This is a genomic window from Paramagnetospirillum kuznetsovii (assembly GCF_003284725.1).
Taxonomy (GTDB): domain Bacteria; phylum Pseudomonadota; class Alphaproteobacteria; order Rhodospirillales; family Magnetospirillaceae; genus Phaeospirillum; species Phaeospirillum kuznetsovii.
In genome coordinates, this window is the sequence record NZ_PGTO01000007.1 from 85,135 (window position 1) to 107,928 (window position 22,794).

The following is a 22,794-nucleotide window of genomic DNA, read 5'->3' on the forward strand; positions in this document are numbered from 1 at the left end:
CCATGAGTTATGGTCGCCCAATGACTAAAGCCGGATCAGCATTGAACGAACTGATGAAGAAGCTTGGAGACGGAGATTTCCTCGGCGGTCCGGCCGAGACATTATCGCAATTGGTGATGGAGATCGATGTGGAGAGCCTGATTGGGCCGCTCCGGCTGGAGCGGAATGATGAGCGGCAGACCCAGAACCGCCACATGCAGGTCGAGGGAATGGCCGAATTAAGCATCCCGGCCCCTCTTCAGTGCCGGGCAAACCATCATTCCACCCCAGGCCAGCTCCCGCAGGGCGATCTTTGCCGCGATGTTAAGGTAGGCCCCTGATGCCCTCCATCCGCCGCTTCCTCGTCGTGGCAGTCGCGTTTCCGCTCGTACTGATCACTGCCGTCGCCGCTGGCAATCTCGTTTTCATGGCGCGGCTCAGGGAACTGTGGAGCGCTGACAGGGTCGTCGAAGTTTGGTCAAGAGGAAATATTCTGTTCAACCCCATCAATATAGAGGATGTGCGCCCACGCATTGTCCGCGCCCTTGATCCCGATGTCATGGTCCTAGGGTCATCGCGCTCCTTTAATGTCCACGACTATGCTTTCCGAAGGTCATTCTTTAACCTCGGGGGGTGGCTGACGCGCTCGACCGCATTCGATGTGGGGAGTTTTCAGGCAGTCCCCCGGAAGGTCTTGAAGTATGGGCGCCCCCGCTATCTCTTTTTCTTCCTGGACTATTGGTGGGTCATGACCTCGCCTGAGGCCAAGACTCAGATATCGTCCAATGAAAGTCGTCAATCCCTCCAACAGGACATCTATGAGCGCCTTCCGTCCGCCGTCCGCCAAATCCTCAAGGCCTCGGTACTGCCCTCGACATTCTTGAGCGCGGGCCATTTAACGCTACGTCAGTATTTTGACGTGCTGCGAGGACGGGGTGGCTATGCCGACGATATAGTCAGGATCGGCTATGTCGCCAACCTAAATGAAATCGGCTTTGGACCTGACGGAGCCTATTATGGCCTGCGGCTGCGTGCAGCCGACCAAGCCGGACGAATCTGCGACCTCGGGGATTTGTCCAACCGCAAGCGCTTGCCTCACGGCGCCTATCGCCCTGGTCAGCAGTTGGATCCGCTAAAGGTCGCGGCGCTGAAATCCATGCTGACGGAATTGGAAGCAAGCAGTATACGTGTGATCCCCATCCTACCTCCCCTCGCCCCCAGCGTGGTGACGCGCTATCAGTCAGATCCCGATTACGCGTTTGTGGACGAATGGCGAAACACCATGAAGCAGATGCTTCCTGGCGTCTGGGACTTTCACGATTCCCGTGCATTGGGCTCCACCGACTGCGAATTTCACGACGATATTCACGGCGGCGACGTTACCTATCTGCGAATCCTAGAACGGATGGGGCTCGAGAGTGACGAAATCAGGCAGTTGCTGAACACCGGTAACATCACGGCTGCGATCCGTCAATTTTCCGGCCGACGATTGGTTACCGGCTATGGCCTGCTATCTCGACTCGCCCCCTTACCGGTGACCCACCCCCCACTTCCGCCGCAGCAACGCACTCAAGCTTCGTCCGGACAGAAATGGACTCATGAAAGCGTCATGGCCGACAGACTTGCCGCCAACAAGGATTTCTTGGATGGCATGCCGGATTACCGCAAATATATATATGACCTACTAGCGAACATCAAAAAACATTCCTTCCAAGGGTACGGAGTTTCTCTGGCAGCAGTCGGCATTTCCCTGGCCCTGCTGGTCAGCGTGGGGTGGTTTTGTCTTGGAATTCTCCGCCGCCTACCGTTGGCAATGCCCAGTGCCCACATGGACGAAGACCTCATCCAGACGGCTCGTCGTCAAGGGATGGCGTTTGAAGCACTTCGCCGATTGCGCCATCGCGCAATATTGTCCTCATGCCTGCCGCCCAGCCATCCGTCGCCATGAACGCTATCCCAAAGTACCTGCTGCTGGTTATCGCCATCCCGGCTCTTGCCTTGGCTGCTGCGACCACATGCAATTTGCTGGTCATGGCACGGGTCAATGAATTGTGGAGCAAGGATGATATCCTGAGGGAGTGGGATCGTGGAAACATGCTGGTCAGCGCCTTGATAGCTCCCTATCCCAGGGAAGAAATCAGCAGGAAAATTGCACCCGAAATTACCGTTCTGGGGTCGTCGCGCTCATTCAATCTGCACGATTTCGCCTTCAGCCGCTCGTTCTTCAACCTAACCGGACGGTTTGGAACGGTCGGAATCGTCAAATCCTTTCAAGGCGCGCCGCAGCTGCTTGCGGAACATGGCAATCCCCGCTACGTGTTCATCTTCCTAGACTACTGGTGGTTTATGACCCCCACCACCGACAAGGGTGGAGACGGGGCTGTCATGACACGCCGCAATCAAGGCAACCCCCTTTGGGGGGCGCTTCCGCAACGCCTGCGCCAGATTCTGAGTGCCGCGACACTCCCCACCACGTTGCTGCGACAGGGCTTGCTCAGCATTGGGAATTACCGGGCGGCCCTGGGCGGTCAGCTTCACGGACAAGATGGCATCCGGCGGGTCGGTTTGACTGCCTATACAACTGATACCGGGATTGGGCCGGATGGCGCGTATTATGGATTGCGACTGCGCGAGGGTGACTATCCCGGCAAGAGTTGCCTCTATGTGAATGATCTTGAAGCCCGTCGACGCCTTCCCCATGGAGCCTATCAGCCCGGTCAGCGCATCGATCCGGCTCGCATGGCGGCGGCCAGGGAAATGATTCACCGCCTTGAGGTTGCCGGCATACGAACTATTACCATCATTCCACCCTTGGCGCCCAGCATGGCTGCGCTTTACCGCTCCGATTCCGACTACGCGTATATCGATCAGTGGAGGAATCTCGCAAAGGCCGAATTCGGCAAGATCTGGGATTTTCACGACCCTCGCGATCTGGAGTCGGGAGAGTGCGAGTTCATGGATGACATCCATGGCGGCGATGTCACCTATTTGCGGATTCTTGATCACATCGGCAAAGAAGACGCTGATGTAAAGTCAATCCTCAACGCAGACCTGGTTTCAAGTCTTATCAAGGAGTTTGAAGGCAGGAACTTCGTCACCAGCCGGGGCTTATGGACCTTCCTTCCCCCCTTGCCGCCGCCTCTGTCCAAGGCGCCTCCTGACGGGGTCACCGTATCCCCACCAACGGCGCCACCGAGACCAAGAACGATCGAGACCATGCGAGCCGAACGGCGCGAGGTCAATGATACCTTCCTAGCGGACATGCCGGATTATCCCAAGCGGGTTTACGACATTGTGGCCACCGTCAAACGCACCATGTTCCAGGGATGGAGGCTTGGCCTAGCTCTAACGGCAAGTGCCTTGTTTCTGGCGGCGATGTTTGCCCTTTGGCTCCTTCGGATAAGACGCTCCCTGCCGGCCCCATCTCAGCGAGACGCCTTCAACGACAATGATTTAGCTCAGTTGAGCCGTCGTCAGAAACTGCTGGTGGCGGAGATCAAGAGCTTGTCCGCCCATCGCTAGGGACGGCCGGATTGCCGCACTCTGCCGCTCCACCCAGCATTGCTACCAGACAGGCGACGATCTTACTCCCGGCATCGCCATCTCCGAATGGATTTGGACTGGCGACCGGAGCCTCGCATGCCCAGTCCAGAGAACCCGCGATCGCGTCACTGTCGCATCCTACCACCCGAGTGGCGCCGCATTCCTGCAGCTCAGGCCAAGCGGTTTCCGATGACAGAGTGAGCGACCGGTGCCCTAGGTAATAGGCCTCCTTCGGCAATCCACCTGAATCGCTCAGCACCACCGTTGCCGCCGATAGTGCCCCCAGGGTCTCCAGATAGGACAGGGGCTCAACCACCACCACATTGGTGGGCCAAGTCAGTCCGTGGGCTTTTACCGCAGCCAGCGTTCTTGGATGCTGCGGCAGGAGTACGGCCAAGGGTATCGCCCTCAAGGCCCGCATCAGCTTTGCCATGCGCAGGGGGTCGTCTACATTTTGGGGCCGGTGCACCGTGCAAAGGGCAAAGGGCCTGTCCATGGCAGGAGCGATGGCGGATTTGGCATGCATCCGAACCGCATCCAGCATCACATCCCCGACGACGTGAACCCCCCGAACCAGACCTTCTGCGGCCAAATTACGCCGCGACACCTCTGAAGGCGCCAGCAACAGGTCCGCTACATGATCGACCACCACACGGTTGATCTCTTCTGGATGGCTCCTGTCGAACATTCTTGGTCCGGCCTCCACATGCACTACCGGAATGCATAGTTTGGCGGCTGCGAGGGCGCCTGCCAGAGTGGAGTTGGTATCACCATATAGCAAGACCGCATCAGGGCGGCGCTCAGCGAACTGCTGTTCCAGGGCAGGCAGCATGGCCCCTGTCATGGCTCCGTGGGTTCCGCCGCTTATTCCCAGATTGGCCACCGGGACGGGAATTCCCAGTTCCCGAAAAAAGACGCCGCTCATTCGGTCATCGAAATGCTGTCCTGTGTGGATAATCTCCTCGCCGAGTGGCTCCATGCCGGTCTCATTCCAGTGGGCGATAGCGCTCGACACCGCTGCCGCCTTGATCAATTGCGGTCGAGCGCCAACCACGGTGCAGATCCGCTTCATGATGAATTTCGATCAGAGCGGGCGTTGATCTGGCTCGTCTGGTCCGCCAATAATCCCAAGGAGAACACCACCACCCCGGCAACCGCCGCGACCGCCGCCGCCAACAAGGCTGTTCCGCTACCGGTCCATAATCCGACCACCCCACAAAGAGCGCCGAATATCAGCGTCAGACAGCTCAACAGAAGGAACAGCTTCAGAGGATTGTAGTAGGTGATCGCGGAGACAATATACTGCATTGTCCGCAAAGAATCTCGAAGCAGTCGAACCTTGGTGGCTCCGATCCGGTGGTGATACTCGATCTCCACGTAGAGAACCGTCCGCTTCCGCAGCATGTAAGCCAAGGTCGAGGACGTCGTGAAACTGAAGCTATCCGAAAGATTTGGAAAGAACGGTGAAATCCCGTCCCTTGAGAAAACCCGAAGTCCTGAATTCGGGTCCGGAATTGACCTCCCCGCGGTGAATTCCACCAGACCCTTCAAAATAGCGCGCAGCGGCGCCTTGATGGCGCTTTCGCGATACCGCTCTCCGGTTCGGGCGCCAACCACCATATCCCACCCCTCCCGATAACGACTCACCAGATTGGGAATCTGGGTGATCGGATAGGTTCCGTCGGCATCCGTAATGACAATGGTGTCATGCTTGGCGGCGGCAACCCCACGCTTAAGGGAAAAGCCATAGCCAAGATTCTCGAGGTTCCGCAGCACCATCGCCCCGGCGTCCATCGCGAGCGCGCCTGTGCCGTCGGTGGAGCCATCATCAACCACAATGATCTCCACGTCGGAAAAATCCGCCTGCGCCAAAGTCGAGCGGATCGAAGTCACTGTGTCATGGATGGCGTCCCGTTCATTAAACGCCGGAATAATGACGCTGATCACCACTCTACCTCTTCAATGCCTGGGTCCGCCATGATCGCTGCGACCGACTTGTGGACAACTGGATAGCTGGCTGGCCGGGGAGGGTTAGCCTGATAATTCCAAACCGGCCAGCGGTCGCGGGCATAATAAACGGATGCTAACGCCTTGCCGACGGACGGCATGAAGAAAAAATTCAAGGCATAGTACAAATCCCAGAAGAACTCCCCGGTCCGCACGCCCCTGACGATACGTCGAAAGATGAAGCCTGGATTTTGAAGAATGCACTTTCTATAGGCAATGTCCAAGTATTTTTTAATAGCATCGGAAGACAGGTGCCGATGAACAAACAAATTCTTATCTGTATAAATAAAATACTCATCCCAGTCATATGACTTTACGAGCCCATCCGAAACATAATCATCGAACATTTTTGTTCCAGGAAAGGCTATGGATAGGCCGAATTTCATCATATCTACGGGAATTTGGCGGGCGAAATCGATAGTTTCTCGCATGGTCTGCTCGGTATCGGGAGACAGGCCCAGCAGAAAAAAACCATTGGTGTCGATCCCAGCCCGCCGTGCCATGGTCACGGCGGCTTTGCCTTGCTCGATCGAGGCCCGGCCGCCCTTGCCGAATTGGGCCAGAACCTCATTGTTACCAGATTCAAACCCGAAGGACACACGGTAGCAGCCCGCCCGGCGCATGATGCGAAACAGATCCTCGTCGGCGCTTTCCACCCGGATACCGTTGGTACAGGTCCAGGCCATATCGACGCCGGTCGCAATGATCGCCTCGCACACCGCCCGCGCCCATTTCTGGTCGGAGGTGAAAATATCATCGGCCAGCATGAATTCGCGAAAGCCGAGGTCATGCATGTGCTTGACTTCGGCGGCGCAGCGTTCGGGGCTCTTCTTGCGATACCCCTTGGCCATCGTGATCTTGGAGGCGCAGAAATCACAGGTAAAAACACAACCGCGCGAGAACTCCGCCATGGTAACAGGCGGACAGCGCGCCAATAGCCGTGACATTCGCCGATAGTCCTCTACCGGATAGAGATCCCAGGCCGGCATGGGCAGGGTGTCCAAATCGCCGATGGGTGGTGGCCGTGGTGTTATACAAACCCTGTCGCCTTGGCGAAAGCACAGGCCAGGGATGTCTTCGAGACGGCTGCCGTCGCAATAATCGGCGAAGGATAGATCGGCCTCGCCGACAAAAACAGCGTCGCAACGTGTCTCCATAATGGTCTCGAACGGCATAGCCGAGGGATGGGCGCCACCCGCCACAACGCGGGTTCCGGGCGCGAGATCCTTGATCAGCACTGACATGTCGCGCAACTGGTTCATCAAGGCCGTGGTGGCGGTAATTCCAACGATCTCGGGCCGGAAGGACTCGAGCCGCTGCTGCACCGCGCGATGATCGTACACCCGCCAAGACAGATCCAGAATTTGGACCTCATGGCCACGATTGCGTGCCGTCGCGGCAATTGTCGCCAACCCAAGAGTCGGATGAATGGGATTGACGATGGACGCTTTCGCCCCGCCATAGCTCAACGTGTAGGAGGGATTGATCAGTAGAACGCGCGCCATCGCTGGATATGCCATGCCTGTGACTGCCACGGACCATGACGGCTAGCCAAGCCACCCGTCAAGCGTCTTTGAGCTCTTGGCATGCCCAGCCGGGAAGCAGAATAGGCACCGTCAGCAACGCCGCCATGGGTGCTGCGCAAACGATCATCAGGCGACCCAACGGAATTTGCCCATAACATACGGCAAGGCTGTAAGCCAAAGCCACCGCCACCAGCCCAACCAAGCCGGACATATCCTCCGGGATGGCGCGGCGACGGGCACGAATGGTGATCGCCGCGCCACAGACGAAGCCGGCCGACATAAGAATTGCTAGCGGGAACGAAAAGAGGCGATCAGCTGCTCCCATCGCGCTTGCGACGACATTGAACCCAGCCACTGAAACCAGAGGAACGTCATCTCTGGCTGGGGCGATTACCACCGTGCCCATGCCAAGATCTTGATGGTCGAGGGAAAAAGCGCGGAAAGCCGTAAACGTCTCGGGAATCCGTTCAAACGGTAAGAACCCCTGTGGGGCGAAACGAAGATTGGTCAAGACCTGGATCGCGAGGCCGAGGGGATTATGGAGACGTGCCTGACGTCCGATCTCGCCTAGCTGGCGATCCAGCCAGCGCCACTCGAAATCATCCTGAATAGGAACGACATTGCCGATTGTCCGGTTCAAGGGCGACGTCTCATTCAGCGCGCCAACGAAAAGACGGTGCCGAGATGAATCCGTCGGTTCGATCCGCCGTTCAGCGCGACCAAACCGCCGCGCTTCCTCCAAGGCGATGTCCAGCAGCGAATCCGTCGCCTCGGCGATGACGCTATAACGATCCTGGGCAGTACGCGCGGTGACAAAAGCTGTGCGGTACGGTTCGGCGCGGGCAAGCAAGGCATCCCGCAACACCGGCACTGTGGTTGGCGTATCGGCCCTTAGAATCAGCATGGCATTGGCCGAAGCACCGAAGCCACCGAAATTTTCCAAGGCGAAATAGTCCAGAACCCTGGCGTTAACCGCGGCAATTCCCAGCAATGCCGCCATCAGCGGCGCGATCAAATAGACCGTAACCCGTCGCCAGAGCCAGGGCCGTAGGAGCAGAAGTACCGGGACAAAAGCCAACAATGCAATGCCAACGGGCCGGATGGCGACCGCCAAAGCCAGTAAGAGCGCCAATACCACCAATCGGAACGGACGCGGATCGCGCATGATTCCGAACTTAACGCACAGCGCTGCAGTGAACAGAACATAGAAGGGGTAGTCGGCCAACAGGTAGAGGGAACGGTTCAGCAGCGGCCAATTGAACAGCAGGAACAGCCCGACCAGGACGCTGGCCAGCGCATTGCGGACCAAGCGCTGATAGGATTCGGCGAACAGAACCGTCACAGCCAGCCCGGCCGCTAGCTGCGGCAGATGAAGCGCCTGCGGGGATTCGGTCGTGATGGCGATCAATCGAAGCAAGAGCGGATAGAGCAACGTCCGATAGACAGCGAAACCAAGATAGGTTCCTGTGTCTGGGGCGACCCAGGGCAAGCCTGGGATCACCCTCGTGGTCAAGACCCACACATAGAGCGCCGGAATGCTCAAGAGAGCGGAAACCCGCCAGTCTCCATTCAGCCAACGCCAAGCCGTCACCAGGCAAGGTGCCAGGGACGCGATGGCATTTCGTCGAGCCATGTCGGACAGCCAAGCAATGAGGGATAATAAGACGCAGGTGGCGGCAATACGTCCTCCCCCCCCTGTACCCAGCCCCAGGGCTTCCTCGACTGGCCAAAACGTCGAGGCAACGAACAGCACGGCCGCCAGAGCGGCCAATCCGACCGCTCCCGCCAGGAAGCCACGGTCATGGAAACTCATCGTGCCTCCAGAGCTAAATGCCGACCGATACGGTCGGCATTGGCCATCATGGTCATGGTGTGGTGCTTGGCGGGCAGCGTATTGAAAATGGCGCCGTCAGCCAAGGTTACGCCGGGTGCACCGATCAATTCTCCGTGGATGGTGGTTGCGACGCCCATGGGCAGGGTTCCTCCATAATGGACCTCGGCACCTGGCTCGAAAACGCTGACCGAACCGGGCAGCAGCCAAGCGCCAAGGCGTCTCAAATGAGACGCCATCCGCTTTACGGCCATTTGTACGGCGGCTTTATGCTCTGTTGAAACGCCACCGCGAATCTCTAGGCTCGGGATTCCGTCGCTGCTGCGACGAAGTGATGCACTCGAACGGCTATAGGAACTCGGCAAATAGACCAAGGCCAACAGCAGACCGGGAAGCAGCGCTCGCAACACGGATTTGGCTCCAAACCGAGACAGGGGCATCTGAGCCGCCAGATCCGGCGCCGCCATGCTCGCGCCATCATAAAGCAGACCGAAAACGCTTTTCCCCGCCTCGCCGGGCAGCGCAAGGCGAAAGGCCAACTGTGCCATGCCGAATCCTTTCGCCGGAATCGGTTGTCCCAATCGCCGTGGAATCAGCAAACCGGCAGCAAAGGCCGGCGCGTTGAGAACTGGCACCGGCACATCGAATTTTTGGAGAAGGTCAAGTGCCAGCCTGGTGCTCGCCAAGGTGCCCGCTGCCAGAATCACTCTGCGGGCACGCAGCTGTCGTTCCTCTCCCAAGGCCGTCCGACCGGTAACGATAACGGAACCATCTTCGTCACGGCGCAGGCGCAGGATCATCAGGCCCGACAGCACCGTTACATTGGGCAAGCTCCGCAATTGCGCAAGATCGTCGGCGCTGTTGTAAATGGCCCCGACCCCACAGCCCCACATACACCCCATATCCTCAAGACAGGCGCCCCGGTCCTCCCTTGGGCGGGTTAACACCGCGTTGCGTGATCGGCCGAGCAGGAAGCCAGGCATGCCGCCACGTCTGTCGTACCGCTCCAGCAACAGCGCCGAGGAGGGGGGCAGGGATAAGGGCGGTTCCAGCTCGACATCCAACCCGTGAATCGGGGCCATGTCGTCGAAAAGCGAGCCGCTGACCCCGACCCGTTTGACCACGCGGCGGTAGGATGGCAGCAGGTCGGCCAAACTGATCGGCCAATCGGCCAAATCCTCCTGATCGAATAGGCTGGCGGCGGCCCCCCAGACATTGGACAGCCCACCTTGGGCCATGGTTCCGACCACCTGGAAATCCACGGACGCAATAGCGTTGCCATCATGATAGCCCTCTAGGAAGGCGGCATCGGCGCAGCTGCGGAGTTTGGGCGAATAGCCTTTCATGTCGCGCAGGCCATCTAGCCTTTCTCCCAGCAGGTGCCGGAGATTACCCGGCGCGCCCTGACGCAAGGCCGATAAGCTGGGCCGATCCGGGGCTGGGCGGGCAAGGCGGGGCAAGACCCCATCAACCAAATGGACGCTCAGGCCTGCTTCAGCCAGCGGCCAAGCCGCAGCGACACCGGATGGGCCAGAGCCAATCACCAGCACGTCATGATCGCTCATGATTGTCCCTTTCGGCCAAAAGTCAGCCGGAAGGCCAGCAGCAGCGTCTCGACCAGCGCGACCCACGCGAGGCCCGCCAAGGCGCGTATTCGTCCTTCGCCATCAAAAGCATACGCAGACGTGCCATCAAAATTTCCGCCATCGGTGATAACCAAGGCCATTTGCAACCGGGATTTAAGCTCGCCATCCGCCCTCACCGGTTCCACTGCGCGCAGGAGCAAAGGCCAACGCAAGGCCACAATGGGAAGAGCGAGCGGAAGCCCGGCGCCATACCGTTCGACGCCGCGCACATAGATCTTCAACAATGAAGGCGATGGGATACCGCCGCAGACCGCGCGCAGGATAGCGCGTCCCTCTTGCAGCAGGTTGCGCCGCCGCACGGTTCCTTCATCCCACAGCCGGTTGTCCGGGGCAATCAGACGCAGTCCAATCTCGGCCAGGTCATCGGCGCATGATACCGTGGGCAGGCCCGCTAATCCCAGCAACCGCTCCTCATCCACGTGCAGTTCCAGCGGTAGTTGATTGAACATGTGGACCAGGGCCAGGATGGGCGACAACGGCAGGGGTAATACCCAGAGTCGCCTTCCGTGGAAAATCCGGCAGAGCAAACGCAGCCATTCTCCAAAAGAGATCGGCGTTGGCGCCGCCAAACCATAAACCCGGCGAGACAATCGGGGCGCCAAGGCTAGGCGAAGCAGACCATCGCATACCTCATCGACATGAATGGGCTGGACACCCGTCCTGATGCCGACCATGGGCAGCAGCCGAACCATGCCGCTCAGCGCGACCATGGTTCCCCACTGCCCCTGGCGCGGTCCACCGTAAACCAGCCCAATCCGGGCGGAAATTTCACCGTCGGCGGTCAGGAGATGCCCGATGGCGGCCTTGATGCGACCGTAGCGGTTGAGGGCATCCATCCGCTCCGAGACGCTGGAGCAGAACACGATCCGCCCGATCCCCGAACGACGCGCCGCGTCCAACAGGAGACCGGTCCCTACAACGTTCTCGTCGTCCGCCTCGGATCGCGCACTGGTCCACTGATGGGCCGCGTGGATCAGAGCTTTGATCGGTGAAAACCCGTCCGCCGCCGCCAATGCCGCAACCGGAACCGGGGATTCTAAATCCCAACGGAACCAGCGAAGCCCGTGAGTGGCAGGTGGCGGGGGTCTCCGCCCGAGGGCGGTTACCGTCAGACCGAGGGCGAGAGCGCTGGCAAGAAGTCGGCGTCCGATATAGCCTTCATATCCGGTGATGACGATATGGTCTGTCATGGCTCGTATCCCCCGTATTCGGAATCAGGATCGCTGCGCACTACAAGGCCTTCGCCAGCCGCTCCATGTCGTCTCGGATCTCCCGAAGCTCTGCGAGAATCGTTTTCAGGTCATCGCCATCCAATTCCCCCATTGACGTTTCCATGAGGCGGAGTTTGGCCTCTATGCGCCTTGCACGCCATGCAAGGCTTGATCGTCGCCCGATTCGGGTCGCCAGATCTCGTACTCGTCTCCACGGCGAGGATGTCCGCCGCGCGGACCGATCCGCACTTTCCGGCTTGCGTTGGGAGAACCACCATGTCGAACCGATGATCGCCAGCAGGAGGACAACAAACTGTAGCCATTGCGTCCGTTCTAGCGAGACCTGCCGATTTTTGATTAGCTGAACTCTATCGTACAGGCGATGCTCATAGTCTGGGATCGAGTCAAGCCACTCCTTATTCTCCTGCCGCCTTTCGTCCAGTTGCTTTGTCTGTGCCGCTTTTTCGGGTGCGGACAAGACAGAACCGGACGAATTGAATTTCCGGATATCGCCTGTGGCTAGCAATGTTGGCGCGGCGCGGCCATCCTTCGCCGGGCCAAGGCCGAGGGTAGCGCGCAGGCACATCATGGAGGGATTGAAGTAATGGGGATAGAAAGCGCTTCCCATGGCCCAGCTCTCAATGGTCTGAACCCGGGAAAAATCCACGGGAGCATGTCGGCCACTGGGAACCTCCACGGTCATGAAATGCTCAAGCGCCTCCTGTGCCTTTTCCAAGCCAACGGCACCATCCCCCATATAGAATTCAAGGGTCCGCTTACCGTTATAGCTATAGTCGTCGACCCGGTGCGTCCGACCCGGATCATAGGGTAGCGTGTGCCACCCCAAGCCCTTGCGATCGAGGACATCGACCCTGTCGAATGGCCGATGCTTGAGCTTGAAATGCTCAAAATACACCTCGGTAGCGAGATAGTGCCACCACTCCACCGCCCAGACGAAGGCGATAACCGTATCCTTGTCGGGAGAAACGATCATGTCCCGTGTGGCCGCAATCGGAACCGCCATACAGGCGCGAAGCGCCTGATGTCGCCAGAAATTGATTGCCGGCAGCATTCCGCCGAACAGCGGAGAGTAGGTTCGCCCGCCATTCATATTGATCGACATGCGTTCGAACCAGTTGTCCGAATTACCGCGACCGCTCGTCAACCAAGGCCCCAGCGGATTGAACACCAACAATACGGCCGCGACGATGAAAATTTTTCGGCCATGCCGTGACGCCCGTGTCAGACAGGCGATGGTGAACGGTATGGCCTCGGCGGTCATTACCATCAGGAATGGTGCAATGTAGATGACATACCGCGGCTGACAGATGGCGTTCCAATACCCATACACATAGACCGCCACGGGAACCACCGGCCATAGGCGCATCCAGCCCCAGCGCGACCGGCGAACCTCACCCAGGATAAAACCGGCGTAAAATGGAAGCAGCAGAATCCACCCGATGGAAAATGTCTTCAGCCATGTATCAAGACGATATTCCCCAGGAATGATAAGTGAAGCGCCTTCGTCCAAGGTTTGCGCGATCAATTCCAGCGGTGTCACCTTGTAAGGCAGACAGACCAGATACAAGGCGCCATAGATCAAGGGGAAGTAGGACACGGCTCCGATCAAGGCACGCCGCAGCCTCGGGTCGCTCAATAATTCGCGCCAGCCGCCCCATCCTTGACCGCCAGTCAAGCGTGGCCAGACCGCGGCTACAGTTATCGTGAGCGGCAGCGCCCCGATTATGGGCAGGGCGTCACCTCGGTACAAAATGGCCAGGGCCGCGGACAGCGCGGCCACGGGCAAAAGCCAAACGGACCGCAATGCCAATTCGAGGGCTACCAGAAAAAGAAGGAAGGCTGGCGCCGTATCGCTGGGGATCTCCAGAGAGACGAGCCAAGCCGGAGCGGCGAAAGAATACAGCAGAAAACGTAGCGGAGTAATGGCATGAAATCGACGCACGAAGAGGTAGATTAGCCATAAGGAAGGGACAGCGCAGAAAATGGTCATCAGCCGTTGAACCGGAAACGGGGCCATTTGCAGCCACTGGGACAACAGGGCAATAGTTTGGACCATGAACTGCCGCTTTCCCAGGATCATGGGAACGGTGGCGTGGTCAATAACTGCTGCGGCTTCGGTCTCGAAAGTATCTCCCGCCCAAATATACAGAAATGGCAGTAAGATATAGGCAAGCAAGACCCATAGGCCGAGCCGGCTCAGCGTTTCCGCAGACAATCGCCGCGTCATCAGCATCAAGGAATCAACCTTTCCAGACATATGGGGGTAAACGAACCGATAGGGGCAATCGCACCGAAATCCATGCCGAAATCTCCCCTCGGGTTCAACAAAATAATCCCGGATACCCCATCACTGCGCGAGCACCTGGTCGGGAAAAGATTGCGCCAAAATGGGAATCAGATCTTCGGCAATCAGGTCTGCCACCTTCGCGGCGCCGCTATTGGTGTAGTGAAAGGCGTCATAGAAGTACTGGGTGTCCTTCGGCATGCGAGCGGCAAGGTCAACGACCGGCACCCGGTATTGCCGTCCTAGTCGCCGCGTAACGTCATTGTATAATTCGAGACGATCTGCCGAGACCTCTGTCGCCGGGCCAAAATCGAAGCCGGTGGTGGGATCGATGAATCGCCCGTAGAGACTCGGCTGGGTAATCAGGACAGGTTCAATTCCCAAATCCCGGGTGAGACGAAGCAGCGCCGACAAACGTTGCTCATAAAGAGGAATGAACCGCGTGCGATTATCCTCGATGATCGCCGCCTTTTCCGTCGGACTGCGCCGGTCCGGGGCCGGTGCCGAGTCCCAGGATTGCGGAGCATGGCCAAGCCCGGCCTTCATGGATCGGAACGCCCGGCGCAGATTCAGGGCCGCCCCCGCCAGTCGACTGTATTGGGCGCTATAGACCAAAAGCACGCCCGGATGGCGGAGAACCTGCCCCAATGAGATCACTTCCGGCCCGGCGGACGCCGCCTTCACGGCCTTATCGAAGGCACCGTCATAGGGATTCTCGGTATCTAGCTCAACATCATTGATCCCAATAAGGTATAGAATTATTTTTGGACGAATTTTTGAGATGTAGTCGCGAACCATAATGAAATGACCAAATGTAGAGTGTCCATCCATCCCTGCATTATTTACCCAGACGCGCGGCACCTTGTTCTTTAGTAAATTGCCTAATTGTTCAGGCCATGTTTTTCCGTCTGTCAAATAATAGCACTCTGTTGTGCTCCCTCCAACTGCAACTATTGTCATCTTTTGATCAAAGAAAGCTGGTGGATTATCCCCCCTAAAACCAATAGAGTTACTAGTGCGATAGATCACCTTGTCAAGTTTATCGCTAACGTTGTTTTCGATTACGCGGGTAAGATTGCGGTCAAAATTGATGGTGTTGCCACGTAAGCGGTCAGACAGTGGGTTATAGATTCTGAACATGACCTCGCCAAGCCCCAAGGCGACCAGACAGCCGAGGGCCAGAACTATCCCGTTCAGCGCCCAGGCATTGACGGCCTTGCGAGACGGCATCATGCCGGGCAACACATTGAAAATGCGGGAAATATATGGCGCCGCAGTTACTAGTGCCGCTTCTAGGCCGATCAGGATAGAGACCAGAAGCAGGGGCTTCATGGGATAGAAATAGCGGGTCAGCGGCATCTCCACCATGGCGACCAGGAAGTCATAGGTGAATGCCGCTGGAACAGCCGCCAAGATCACCGCGGACGCAGTTGGAATATCTCGTCCGACCAGTTTCCGGTGCAGGCACCAGACCGCGGCCCAAACGGTCACGCCGACTGGAAAAACGACAGCGAACAGGCGCAGGAATTCCCCGATCCAACCAAAATAGTAAAATTTGGCGGTAATACCGAACAATCTAGGAAAGCTCTCATTTAAAAAAAACGGAGAGTGCGTCATAGCCTCATAGCGTTCCATGGCATCCGGCACATAGGGCGTCAGAAACTTCGCTAGAGGCAACGTGGTCACGTCATAGAGCGACCGGAATTCACGAAACAAATAATCCTGCATGGGATAGAGCGAGCCATTCCGCGCGCTAATAAGGAATTTGTCCCATCCGATGGATATGAAGCCAATCGGATCCCGCATCATGGTGGCGTCGGAAAAATGCCGCACCACGCGAAGGCTGACCGTTCCCACTCCTAATTTGGGAACCAGATCGCCGAATCGATCCGGGTGCGCCTTGACATAGGGCGTTATGACCTCGGCGCTCAGTTTGTCAAACACCGTCCGGCCATTGTTGACGATGACCATTACCCTATCCATGGGCGTCTGCGCCGCCCTGAACTTCTCCTGCGCCCACTGTGACGCCAACCAGACCTCGGCATACAGTTCCGGGTAATCCGTCACCAGATCCCGAGGCATGATAAAGGCGGCATTGGTGGCAAACGGGCTGAGCGCTGTAGTTTCAGAATGGGAGAAGGAGTTGGTCACCACTCCGCGCACGACCACGTGGCCGACGATGGTGAGCACGCTTACCCCCGCCAGCAGCGTCACACGCAACACAGACCGCCTGGACGGCTGAATCAGGGCAAGAACTCCCGTTAAGGCGGGCAATAGCAGCAGCCCCAGAGCGGCGGCGCGGAACCAGACGGCAGCCCCCATCACCAATCCGAGGGCGACCGGCCACACCAAGGCGGGGGAAGACAACATGCGGATGGAACACGCCATGGCGAAAAGGCAGAGGGAAAAAAAGATCCCATCCGTCAGCATATTGACGTCATAGAGCAAATCGTATTCGTCCAGGGAGATCAACACCGCCAGCACGATCACTGTCACGGCATAGCGACTGACTCCCTTGAATGCCGTCGCTAGGGCGATCACTCCGCTGAAATGCAGGGTGAATTGCAGCGGAACCAAAAGGCCAATCCCACCGGGAACCGCGAACAATCCCTTCAGCAGTAGCGCATAGCCAAACGGCCTGGAATCGCCGAAGCCCACATAGGTGGCGGAATCGTACTGGCCGAACGGAAAGTGGGGAAAATAATATATGCAATAAATTCCGGCCAGCAGCGGCACCACAACCGCCAGCAGCGAGGTCAGTCGTGACTGGGACGATACCTTTAGGGCCCCTAGCAACTTATGGAGAATTCGTCGATCCATGCGCCCAACACCATGAGGTTCCAAATCTTAAAAGTGTTGTCCATCCGTCGGTTCCGATGATCCTCGACGAAGCGATCCATCACCTCCGGCCGGACTAAGCCGGATTTGCGCAAAACGGATAATCCGTGATCGCGAACCCCCGCGAGTTCATTGTCAAGCCACCGGCTGATGGGAAGATGGGTGCCGGCCTTGCGCCTGAAGACCACGTCATCAGGGAGGCGATCCTTTAGAAACGCCTTCATGATCCGCTTCAACTCCCAGCCCTTGAACAAGGTGGCTGACGGCAAGGTCAAAGCCGCCTGCACGAGGTCATGATCCAAGAATGGCAAGCGGATCTCCACGCTGTGGGCCATGGAGATATTGTCGGCCCACGGCAGCATCGGCCCCAGCCATGCCTTGAGATCGGATGCCAGCAGGTTATTGATAACAGGGTCAGCGGTGGCCCCCAGTTGCGCAAACGCCGCGTCATAGGGCCGGGTGAACGCCGCCATGGAGGAATGAACCTCGGGAACCAGCAATTCCTTCAATTCCATGGGCGAGAAAATGGTTCGCCAATAGGAATGGGCCTTGGCGATATCCATATAGGGGCATTCGGTAAATTTCTTGAGCTGATAGTCCAAGGAGACCCGGCCAAGGCTGGCGGGCAACAACCGCGCCGCCCGGTGAAGTCCATGGCGCGCCCCCGTGGGAAGGTGACGGAAATAGCTGAATATGGCGTCGGCCCGATAGGTCTTGTAGCCGGCGAACAACTCATCCCCACCGCTGCCGTTCATGGCAACCTTGAAGCCGTCAGCATGGATGGCTTTGCAGACAAAGTAATATACCATCTGAGCGGTATTAGCCTGCAGTGACGATGCATGACGGATAAAATGGGGGAAAGCGTCCCGCACCACCCCCCCATCCAAGGGGATGCGCTGCCAATCAAGCCCAAGGCGGCGGGCCAAGACGCCCGCGTCCGCTGATTCGTCAAAATCAGCATCATCATAACCGACTGTATATGAGCGCAGAGGGGCGTTCAGCTCCCGCGCCACGATCCAGGCGATGGCACTTGAATCAAGGCCCGACGACAGCATCAAGGTGATGGGCACATCGGATACCAGACGCTTTTCCACCGCCTTGACCAGCAATTCCCAGCACGCATCAGCAGATGCCGCAAGGCCCACGGGAGCATCAGCCCGCGGCACCGTTTCCATTGCCCAAAAAGGCCGGATATCCATCCTGCCGTCGCAGTCCACCGTCGCCCAATGTCCCTCGGGCAGCGACGACACCCGGCTGAGGGCGGTGCCGGGACCAGTGACATAGGAGTAGGTCAGGAATTCGGCGACGGCGCCGTAGTCTAGGCGCCTCAGGTCGGGCGAGAATGCCATCGGCACCGACATTTCGGAACCGAACACCAGGGCGTTGGCAACGCGACCGTAGTAGATCTGCTTCTTACCCAACCGATCCCGCGACAAATAGAGTCTGCGTGTAGCTCGCTCCCAAAGAGCCAGCCCCCACATACCCTCCAATCGCGAGAAAACGCCGGTACCCCAATGGTGGAAACCCGCCAGAATAACTTCGGTATCCGAATGAGTCTGAAACGGATAGCCCAGCATCGATAGTTCGGAGCGTAAGGCCCGATAGTTATAGATCTCGCCATTGAAGACGATGATCAAGCCGCCATCGGCCGAGGTCTGCGGCTGATGACCGTTGGTCAGATCAATGATAGACAGGCGGCGCATGGCCAGCCCAACCGGACCATCGGTAAAAAATCCATCGTCATCGGGACCGCGGTGAATGATGGACTCGTTCAGAGGCCGCAAGTCGGAGTCTTCGACAGCCTTGCCGTCAAACCGCAAAATTCCGACGATCCCACACATGCTGACCTTACTCCGGCTTCAGACGTCGGGCGGGAACGCCACCCCAGGTCTCTCCGTCCGGGATATCGCGCAATACCACCGCTCCGGCGCCAACCACCGCTCCGGCGCCAATACGGCGGCCGGGAACTACCCTCGCACCGGTATAGATAATGGCCCCTTCACCGAGGTGAACCCGACCGGAAGTCGCGACACCGGGACCGATATTCACATATCGTCCGATATGATTGTCGTGCTCGACCACTGCGCCAGCGTGAACGATAACATGGTCTTCCAGATGACAGCCCATTTCGATGACGGCCCCGGCATTGATAATGCAGCCCCGCCCGATCACCACGTCGGGGGCGATGGATGCACGGGGATGTACAGCGGAAAAGAACCCATAGCCCGCTCGTTCCAAGGAGTCTACGATCGACTGCTTGCCTGCGGGATCGGCAATGGCGGCGATAACGGCAAGACCCGACCGGGGCGGATAACTGGCAAGTACGCTCAAATTGCCAAGTACCTCGACATCATCCACCCTGGTTCCCCACATGGACGGGTTATCGAAGGTATCGATGAAGCCAAGAATCCGTCGTTCTCCCGTCAACCTCAGGGTCGTCGCAATATACCGGGCCTGCGCCCCCGCCCCGATGACAAGGCAATCGGTCATCGGGGTTTCTCTTCGAATATTTCCTTGTCGTAGATATAGCTCATCCGATTAAAGCTGAGCTGGCGCGATAGACGCGCCGCCTGATCGGATAGGATTGCCAGTACGAAAACAAAGAAGGCGACAGTCCACAAGAACAGCGGCGCCGTCCCCACGGAGGCGAACATGACAAGATTTCGCAGTGTAAATAGAAATGCGGCTAGAAACATAATCAATGCAGGAGGCATCAGCAGCCGTAATGGATCGAAATAGGCAATAGTGCGAATTACCGTCAGTAAGTAGTTGTAGGTATCCTGGAATGGATGGAACGACGACTTGCCTATCCGCACGTTATAGCCGATATCCACAAACTTCACGACTAATCCGTCGGTCAGGAAGGCCAATGTGATGGTGCTCATGATGGAGTGGCCGCGCGGATAAAGATGGGCATATCGCATTCCCAGATCACGGTCATATGCCCGCATGCCTGAATTAAGATCAGGGATCCGCCGCCCGGCCAGCAGGCTGGCCAAGCTCTTGAGCGTCCACTTGATAGCGATGCGCAACGGCTTCCAATCGGTGGCGCTTTCCCGCACGCGAGCGCCGACCACCATGTCGGCGGTCTTCATTTTCTCCAGCATCTCAGGAACCTTGTCTACCGGATAGGTTCCATCGGCGTCGGTCTGCAGGATGATCTTGCCACGAGCATGGCGAATGCCGGTGAGCCGGGCGACACCGCCACCCAGATTGCGGCGATGACGGATCAGGCGAACCCCAAGATCGCCAATGGTTTCGATGCAACCGTCCATCGAGCCGTCATCAATGACAATAACTTCGTAGGAATATGGGAGGCGATCCATCTGCTCCTTGAGATCAAGTACACATTGCCGCAACGCTCCTTTTTCGTTGTAAACGGGGATGCAAATGCTGACGTCGAGGCAGGTGGATTCCAAGGATCAGGCACTCCGAAACTCAAAGAACCGCCCAACGGAATCGGCAACGTGAACGGCTTCCGCTTCTAACAGTTCCGAATGAATGGGCAACGACACCACCGATTTGGTGGCGATGCGGGCGTTAGGAACATCTGCCGCTTCAGGCGGCAGGCCAATCTGTTTGATCACTGGTTCATCGCACAGTACGAGCGGGTAGTGGATCATTGTCTCGATGCCGCGCTGCTTCAAGAACCCGGCAAGCCCAGACACGTCGCCGCAGCGAAGAACAAACTTATGCCAATTGTGGCTGCTGCCAGGCCGAATAGTCGGCAGTGACACGTCTCCTACCCCTGCCAAGCGGTCGAGATAAATGTTGGCGACACGGCGGCGCGCGTCCTGCCAGTCCTGTAGCTTCGCCAATTTGAACCTCAGCTGGGCAGCCATCTCGGTAGATAGCTGACTGTTATATCCAAGCATGGCATAGCGCCGGGTGTCAGGATCCCGTCCATGATAGCGCAGCATTCGAACTGTCCGTGCCACTGCGTCGTCATCAGTCACCAGCGCGCCGGCACTACTGAAAGAGCCGATGACTTTGGTTGGATCGAAACTTAGGCAACTGGCCAGCCCCATACTGCCCGCCGCCCTATCGCCATCCATTGCGCCCAAGGCCTGAGCCGCGTCCTCGATCACAATCAGGTCATGGCGCCGAGCAAAGGCGTCCACCGCCTTCATGTCCAAGGTCTGACCAAACATATGGACCGCCAGCAAGGCTTTCGTTCGCGGCGTCACCAACCGGTCGAGAGCCGCCACATCCATTTGATAGGTCGCTGGATCGATATCGATGAAACGCGGCGAGGCTCCAACCCGCAAAATGGGTGATACCGATGCGAAAAATGAAAACGCGGTCACCAGCACCTCATCGCCGGCCCCAATCCCCGTTGCCATGAGAGCGAAGGCCAAGGCGTCAGTGGCGGAGCCCACGGCAACCGCATGACGCCGACCCGTCAAAGCCGCAATATCCGCTTCAAAATCCGCTACAGCCGGCCCTTGCAAGGCATTGCCCGCAGACAGAGCCTGCTCGGTAATCGCCATAAACTCATCGCGGTAGCGGGCAAACTGGCGGTCAAGGCCAAAGAAACGGACAGGGACGTCCGAGTTGCTCACAGCATCCCCTTTTCAAACTGTCCACGAAGATAGTCGAGATACATCCTCAACCCGTCTTCGATATCTACTTTGGGATCGAAGCCGAGCATCTCCCTCGCCCTGGAAATATCAAGAGTGCCGCGCGACGGCATCTTGGCATCGGCGTCATGTACCTCGACCCGGGTGCCAGGTACCATAGCAGCCACAATCTGCGCGGCTTCCAGTATGGTACGCCCATGCCCCCGTGTCATATTGAAGCTCTGCTGGCTGGCGGCGGGATGGGTGGCGGCAAGCACGATGCCTTCGGCGATATCGCTGACATAGGTAAAGTCCAGAGACTGATTCGCACCCTTGACCGTCAGCGGCTTTCCGCGCAGGGCATTCTCGACGAAAATACCGAGCACCCGACGATTGTTGTCCGTTGGACCATAGACCGCCGATGGGCGAACAATGGCAAAATCGATATCGTAAAGTCGGCCGAAGGAACGTGTCACCAATTCTCCGGACAGTTTGATCGATCCATAGACCTCCTTGGGATCCTTAGGGTCGTCTTCATGCGCAGGAACCCGAACGAAATCGCCATAAACCATGCTGGACGAGATGTAGACCATCCGCTTCAAATTGGGCAGGTCGCGGCTGATCTGAAGCAGATTGGCGGTGCCGACCATGATGGTTTGCATGGCCTCTTCCGGATGCTCGATCGCCAGATTGGCAAGGGGCATGGCGGCGAGGTGGATGATGCGATCAGGGTTGAACTCGACCAGGGCCCGGCGCAGAGAATCCTGATCATGGGTATTGCCGCGATAGACGCGGACATTTCTCTCGATGGCGGCCATTCGCCACTGGATATTGGTTATATGATTGATTTGAATTGGATAAATATAATGAACGAGCGAATCGTATAGGGCAACCTCGCACCCACGGTCGAGAAGAATCTTCGCAACATGTGTCCCAATAAAGCCTGCGCCGCCGGTTATAAACACCTTCATCGCTTCACACCATCAGCAGGCTGTGCATCACATCAATACGGAGAGAAAATTTCAGCAGGGATGAAACACCAGCTTTCCGCGCCGTGTCAAGCGGACAGCGCGACCTTTTAGAGTCTGAGCCAAAACTCAACAAGTAGGTCTGAGAGTGGTTGAGAGTCCCTATCCCTTGTGATTTGTTTGGGCGACGAAACCTGAACGCGGTTACAAGATGGGTTGGACGAAGACCATCCGCCGATTATGTTGTGTGCCGGATAACGATCTGTGGCGAACGATCAACGTCCACACTCAAATCATCAAGCGGTCGGATGCGGCCGAAGGGTTCGAAGCGTTCCTCGGCGATTGGGGTGTCGAGTGGACTCTTGCGCCGCTCGCCCGCTG

At 57.7% G+C, this 22,794-nt stretch carries 16 protein-coding genes; 3 read left to right on the forward strand and 13 right to left on the reverse strand.

The window, feature by feature from the left end; all coding sequences use genetic code 11:
* Positions 1 to 41 precede the first annotated feature (41 nt).
* The 3 genes from CU669_RS11065 to CU669_RS11075 are packed head-to-tail and all read left to right on the forward strand — an operon-like array spanning position 42 to position 3,501.
* Positions 42 to 320 carry a hypothetical protein gene (locus CU669_RS11065; protein ID WP_146747722.1) on the forward strand — a complete coding sequence of 93 codons (279 nt, stop codon included), beginning with the start codon at positions 42 to 44 and terminating at the stop codon, positions 318 to 320.
* Positions 320 to 1,927 carry a hypothetical protein gene (locus CU669_RS11070; RefSeq protein ID WP_112144623.1) on the forward strand — a complete coding sequence of 536 codons (1,608 nt, stop codon included), beginning with the start codon at positions 320 to 322 and terminating at the stop codon, positions 1,925 to 1,927. The genes CU669_RS11065 and CU669_RS11070 overlap by 1 nt, the downstream gene beginning before the upstream one ends.
* Positions 1,897 to 3,501: a hypothetical protein gene (locus CU669_RS11075; protein ID WP_112144624.1), complete on the forward strand. Its 1,605-nt coding sequence runs from the start codon at positions 1,897 to 1,899 to the stop codon at positions 3,499 to 3,501. Before CU669_RS11070 ends, CU669_RS11075 begins: the two co-directional genes overlap by 31 nt.
* Here the strand turns inward: CU669_RS11075 and wecB are convergent.
* The 13 genes from wecB to CU669_RS11140 form a co-directional block, all read right to left on the reverse strand.
* Positions 3,476 to 4,594: a non-hydrolyzing UDP-N-acetylglucosamine 2-epimerase gene (wecB, locus tag CU669_RS11080; RefSeq protein WP_112144626.1), complete on the reverse strand. Its 1,119-nt coding sequence runs from the start codon at positions 4,592 to 4,594 to the stop codon at positions 3,476 to 3,478. The two genes, CU669_RS11075 and wecB, sit on opposite strands and share 26 nt — an antisense overlap.
* Positions 4,591 to 5,472, reverse strand: coding sequence for a glycosyltransferase family 2 protein (locus tag CU669_RS11085; RefSeq protein WP_239988677.1), 882 nt, complete (start codon positions 5,470 to 5,472; stop codon positions 4,591 to 4,593). The genes wecB and CU669_RS11085 overlap by 4 nt, the downstream gene beginning before the upstream one ends.
* The gene (locus CU669_RS11090; protein ID WP_205119428.1) at positions 5,466 to 7,049 is read right to left on the reverse strand and encodes a B12-binding domain-containing radical SAM protein; all 1,584 of its coding nucleotides are present in this window, start codon (positions 7,047 to 7,049) and stop codon (positions 5,466 to 5,468) included. The genes CU669_RS11085 and CU669_RS11090 overlap by 7 nt, the downstream gene beginning before the upstream one ends.
* Positions 7,050 to 7,092: 43 nt before the next feature.
* Entirely contained in the window at positions 7,093 to 8,868 is a 1,776-nt protein-coding gene (locus CU669_RS11095) for a hypothetical protein (protein WP_112144629.1), read from the reverse strand.
* Positions 8,865 to 10,451, reverse strand: coding sequence for an FAD-binding protein (locus CU669_RS11100; RefSeq protein ID WP_112144631.1), 1,587 nt, complete (start codon positions 10,449 to 10,451; stop codon positions 8,865 to 8,867). Before CU669_RS11100 ends, CU669_RS11095 begins: the two co-directional genes overlap by 4 nt.
* Positions 10,448 to 11,722, reverse strand: coding sequence for an NAD-dependent epimerase/dehydratase family protein (locus CU669_RS11105; protein WP_112144632.1), 1,275 nt, complete (start codon positions 11,720 to 11,722; stop codon positions 10,448 to 10,450). Before CU669_RS11105 ends, CU669_RS11100 begins: the two co-directional genes overlap by 4 nt.
* A 40-nt stretch (positions 11,723 to 11,762) precedes the next feature.
* Positions 11,763 to 14,000: a hypothetical protein gene (locus CU669_RS11110; RefSeq protein WP_146747723.1), complete on the reverse strand. Its 2,238-nt coding sequence runs from the start codon at positions 13,998 to 14,000 to the stop codon at positions 11,763 to 11,765.
* Between the two features lie 111 nt (positions 14,001 to 14,111).
* The gene (locus CU669_RS11115) at positions 14,112 to 16,868 is read right to left on the reverse strand and encodes an SGNH/GDSL hydrolase family protein (protein ID WP_112144635.1); all 2,757 of its coding nucleotides are present in this window, start codon (positions 16,866 to 16,868) and stop codon (positions 14,112 to 14,114) included.
* A complete protein-coding gene (gene asnB, locus CU669_RS11120; RefSeq protein WP_112144637.1) occupies positions 16,838 to 18,727 on the reverse strand; it encodes an asparagine synthase (glutamine-hydrolyzing) in 1,890 nt (629 codons plus the stop codon). The genes CU669_RS11115 and asnB overlap by 31 nt, the downstream gene beginning before the upstream one ends.
* A 7-nt stretch (positions 18,728 to 18,734) precedes the next feature.
* Positions 18,735 to 19,376, reverse strand: a complete 642-nt coding sequence (locus tag CU669_RS11125; RefSeq protein WP_112144639.1) for a NeuD/PglB/VioB family sugar acetyltransferase — start codon at positions 19,374 to 19,376, stop codon at positions 18,735 to 18,737.
* Positions 19,373 to 20,305, reverse strand: a complete 933-nt coding sequence (locus CU669_RS11130; RefSeq protein ID WP_112144640.1) for a glycosyltransferase family 2 protein — start codon at positions 20,303 to 20,305, stop codon at positions 19,373 to 19,375. The genes CU669_RS11125 and CU669_RS11130 overlap by 4 nt, the downstream gene beginning before the upstream one ends.
* A gap of 3 nt (positions 20,306 to 20,308) precedes the next feature.
* Positions 20,309 to 21,448: a DegT/DnrJ/EryC1/StrS family aminotransferase gene (locus CU669_RS11135; protein ID WP_112144642.1), complete on the reverse strand. Its 1,140-nt coding sequence runs from the start codon at positions 21,446 to 21,448 to the stop codon at positions 20,309 to 20,311.
* Positions 21,445 to 22,416, reverse strand: coding sequence for an NAD-dependent epimerase/dehydratase family protein (locus CU669_RS11140; RefSeq protein ID WP_112144644.1), 972 nt, complete (start codon positions 22,414 to 22,416; stop codon positions 21,445 to 21,447). Before CU669_RS11140 ends, CU669_RS11135 begins: the two co-directional genes overlap by 4 nt.
* Positions 22,417 to 22,794 lie beyond the last annotated feature (378 nt).

Excerpts from the sequence above, each read along its gene's own strand:
- CU669_RS11070 (WP_112144623.1), top strand. The coding sequence starts at position 320 with ATGCCCTCCATCCGCCGCTTCCTCGTCGTGGCAGTCGCGTTTCCGCTC.
- CU669_RS11075 (WP_112144624.1), top strand. The coding sequence starts at position 1,897 with ATGCCTGCCGCCCAGCCATCCGTCGCCATGAACGCTATCCCAAAGTAC.
- wecB (WP_112144626.1), bottom strand. The coding sequence starts at position 4,594 with ATGAAGCGGATCTGCACCGTGGTTGGCGCTCGACCGCAATTGATCAAG.
- CU669_RS11090 (WP_205119428.1), bottom strand. The coding sequence starts at position 7,049 with ATGGCATATCCAGCGATGGCGCGCGTTCTACTGATCAATCCCTCCTAC.
- CU669_RS11095 (WP_112144629.1), bottom strand. The coding sequence starts at position 8,868 with ATGAGTTTCCATGACCGTGGCTTCCTGGCGGGAGCGGTCGGATTGGCC.
- CU669_RS11100 (WP_112144631.1), bottom strand. The coding sequence starts at position 10,451 with ATGAGCGATCATGACGTGCTGGTGATTGGCTCTGGCCCATCCGGTGTC.
- CU669_RS11105 (WP_112144632.1), bottom strand. The coding sequence starts at position 11,722 with ATGACAGACCATATCGTCATCACCGGATATGAAGGCTATATCGGACGC.
- CU669_RS11115 (WP_112144635.1), bottom strand. The coding sequence starts at position 16,868 with ATGGATCGACGAATTCTCCATAAGTTGCTAGGGGCCCTAAAGGTATCG.
- asnB (WP_112144637.1), bottom strand. The coding sequence starts at position 18,727 with ATGTGTGGGATCGTCGGAATTTTGCGGTTTGACGGCAAGGCTGTCGAA.
- CU669_RS11125 (WP_112144639.1), bottom strand. The coding sequence starts at position 19,376 with ATGACCGATTGCCTTGTCATCGGGGCGGGGGCGCAGGCCCGGTATATT.
- CU669_RS11140 (WP_112144644.1), bottom strand. The coding sequence starts at position 22,416 with ATGAAGGTGTTTATAACCGGCGGCGCAGGCTTTATTGGGACACATGTT.